The organism is Coprobacter sp. (assembly GCF_982436375.1).
Map to the genome: position 1 here is coordinate 1 of NZ_CEWDCG010000254.1, position 3,598 is coordinate 3,598.

Annotated in this window: 3 protein-coding genes; all 3 read right to left on the reverse strand. The window is 38.1% G+C overall.

The window, feature by feature from the left end:
* Window positions 1-73: 73 nt before the first annotated feature.
* Window positions 74-496, reverse strand: a complete 423-nt coding sequence (locus AC1WHX_RS11225; RefSeq protein WP_122338275.1) for a hypothetical protein — start codon at window positions 494-496, stop codon at window positions 74-76.
* A gap of 266 nt (window positions 497-762) precedes the next feature.
* Window positions 763-1,623: a sigma-70 family RNA polymerase sigma factor gene (locus tag AC1WHX_RS11230; RefSeq protein ID WP_009319324.1), complete on the reverse strand. Its 861-nt coding sequence runs from the start codon at window positions 1,621-1,623 to the stop codon at window positions 763-765.
* 251 nt (window positions 1,624-1,874) lie between these two features.
* Window positions 1,875-3,377 carry a Do family serine endopeptidase gene (locus AC1WHX_RS11235; protein WP_009319325.1) on the reverse strand — a complete coding sequence of 501 codons (1,503 nt, stop codon included), beginning with the start codon at window positions 3,375-3,377 and terminating at the stop codon, window positions 1,875-1,877.
* Window positions 3,378-3,598: the final 221 nt, after the last annotated feature.

Here is a 3,598-nt window from a genome sequence, read left to right on the forward strand (position 1 = left end):
ATGTAAATCTTATAAAATATAATTTGTAAAGATATGATTCTTTTGATTTGTAATTTATTGCCACTTTTGTTTTTTAGAATTGTGTGCCAATGCGAATGGCTATGCCATTCTTTCCGGTTAATATTTCTTTTCGTAATACACTGGTATCTTTACGTCTATGATCTTGAAATTCATAGCCCATGCTGAGAAACAGCTTGTATTTTGTTTTAGATATAAAATTGACTCCTAAACCGATCGAGGCATATGCTCCTCCTCTGTCATTGTTCCCTGAAGTAGATAAACTGAATCCTCCTTTGCCATATATAAATGTCCGTTTCCAACATCCTCTTAATTCTCCGAATATGGGGAACATTGTAAAATTTTCTCCGAAGTAAGTTCGTATTCCTGCGCCTGGTCCTATGTAGAAATAGCTATTGATAAAATAACCGTATGATATATCTAAATCTAAGCTGGCATTACACTCGGATAAATCGGGATATGCTGGATCTTGTCTCATGAAAAGAGAAGTTCCGAAATCGACAAATGCGGCAAATGTTTTTGCTTTTGAGAGAGACTTTTTTTTTTACTATAAACAACCATGGCCCTCTCTTTTACTTCTTGAGCGCTGGTAACTGAGGAATGTAAGATTACAGTAATAGTGAGAATGGATAGCAAATAATTTTTTTTAGACATGGTATTGGTTTTTAGATCAGACGAAAAAGAGTGATTCGGAGTTAATTGTCCGAATGCACTCTTTGTTTTTTAGGATCACTCTTTCTTGTCTTATCCTAAGTAGGTTTTAAGCAATTTGCTACGAGAACTTTGTCTCAATCTTCTTATGGCTTTTTCTTTGATCTGGCGTACGCGCTCTCTGGTGAGGCCGAATTTGTCGCCGATTTCTTCCAATGTCATTTCTTGACATCCGATACCGAAAAACATTTTGATAATATCACTTTCTCTTTCGGTTAATGTAGCTAATGCTCGATCTATTTCTTTAGCGAGGGACTCATTGATCAATGACCGGTCGGCAATAGGCGAATCATCGTTGATAAGCACGTCTAACAGACTGTTGTCTTCTCCTTCGACAAATGGGGCGTCAACAGAAATGTGACGTCCGGAAACTTTCATTGTATCCGAAATTTTGTCTACGGGGATATCCAATTCATCTGCTAATTCTTCCGGAGAAGGACGCCGTTCGTTTTCCTGTTCAAATTTAGAAAAGGCTTTGCTGATTTTATTCAACGAACCTACTTGATTGAGAGGAAGACGTACGATACGAGATTGTTCTGCTAAAGCTTGAAGAATCGATTGACGTATCCACCACACAGCATAAGAGATAAATTTAAAACCTCTGGTTTCGTCAAATTTTTCAGCAGCCTTTATCAAACCCAAATTCCCTTCGTTGATCAGGTCGGGAAGACTTAATCCTTGGTTTTGATATTGCTTGGCGACAGAAACGACAAAACGCAGATTGGCGCGGGTTAGTTTTTCTAAAGCAACCCGATCTCCTTTTTTTATGCGCTGGGCAAGTTCAACTTCTTCTTCGACAGTAATCAGGTCTTCTCGTCCGATTTCCTGAAGGTACTTGTCAAGCGAAGCGCTCTCCCTGTTGGTAATTGATTTTGTGATCTTTAATTGTCTCATCCTGCAGATTAGAAATTTGGAGTGCAAATATAATGTTTTTTTACAAATTCTCAAACCTTACGGTTAAGAAAAGAACTTTGTTCCATTTTGTTCTAACTCTTTTCTTCCCTATTGGCTATTCGCAAAACGTACGGTGGAAATAATTTGTTTCCGATATTAATCTTCTTTGCCATTTGCCAAGATAAAAGCACAATTCTGTAAATTTAATTACAGTAAATTGTGCTTTTATGATTTGATTTAAGAACTATGCTTTATTCCGAAAGATCTACAGCATAATATCCAGTTTTCCCATTCGGATATATACCGGTGATGAACATGACTTTATCTCTGCTGTTTCCTTTCATGATGTCATTGAAAATACTTTCGATCGTATCGACTGATTTTACGTTGACACCGTTGATATTAAGAATAATAAATCCGTCGCGAATACCGGCTCTTTGGAATTTTCCGGCTTTGATACCGACAACTTGAACTCCAGAACTGATATTTAGTTCCCGTTTAGTATTATCTTTCAACTCTTTGAAAGCTGCTCCAAGACTCTCGATACCTTTTGTTTTGGTAATTTCGGTATTGCCTTGATTATTCTTTAACGTAACCGAAAGCGTTTTAGTATCTTTTCCTCTGTGAATTGTTACTTTTATTTTATCACCGGGGCGATAACGGTTTACCTGTTCCTGTAATGCAGAAGCAGTTTTTACAGGTACATCGTTGATTGCAATGATAATGTCTCCTTTCTTTATTCCGGCTTCCATGGCGGCACTACGGTCGCTGACTTCTTCTATATAAATACCATCTTGTATCTGAATGTCTTTTTCTTTTGCGAGATCTGAATTAATATCGCGGATGATAACTCCAAGCACGGCACGTTGTACTGTTCCATATTGTTTCAAGTCGGTAATTACTTTGCTTACTATACTTGTCGGAATAGCAAAAGAATATCCAGAATAAGCTCCTGTTTCGGAATAAATGGCTGTGTTTATACCGACTAATTCTCCATTTGTATTTACAAGAGCGCCTCCGCTATTACCCGGATTTACTGCTGCATCAGTCTGTATAAAAGATTCTATACCCATGGTTTTCCCTGTACTGATCATACCTAAGCTACGAGCTTTGGCACTTACAATACCGGCTGTAACAGTAGAGTAGAGCTGGAATGGATTTCCGACAGCCAGGACCCATTCTCCGACTTGTAGTTTGTCCGAATCTCCGAAAGGTAATGTCGGAAGATCTTTTGCTTCGATTTTGATTAAAGCCAAATCGGTACTTGGGTCTGTTCCTATGATTTTAGCATTGAAAGATCTTTTATCATTTAAAGTTACCTCTAATATATCCGCGCCTTCAATTACATGGTTGTTCGTTACAATATAACCATCAGGGGTGAGGATTACTCCCGATCCCATTCCTACACGAGGTTGAGGTTTCATATTTCCACCCCCTCTTTGTCCGAAAAAGAATTCAAAGAAAGGATCTTGCATCATTCCTTGCTGTTGTTGTTTGGCAGATGTCGTAGATTTTATACTGACAACGGCATTTACTGTACTGGCCGCCGCTTTTGTAAAATCGGTTTCAATAGCCGGACGGTTTGAAACCGGAGTAAAAGCTACGGGTTTGGCGTATTTGCTTCCGGCTTCCTCAATAGCGTTATCGCTTATTGATTTCGAGCGGTTTAGAAAGGAGTAAGCACCAATGGATACTCCGGAACTAACGAGAGCCACGAGTGCAAAACTGATAAGTTTTTTGCTGAAATTTTCCATGACGTTTCTGTTATTCATTTGTTAATAAATCTCTGTTTTTAAATGTTTGAGTCGTTAAATTTAATACAATATCCGTGCGGTTATTTCTCTCTCTGTTTCTTTTTAGAAACTTTTAATAGCTCTCTTAGGTGATTAACAGGGGTTAACTGACCATTGTCTGGAAAACCGACAAAGTTACCGATATAACTGACATAAAGTCTGATAGATGAAAACAATCATCT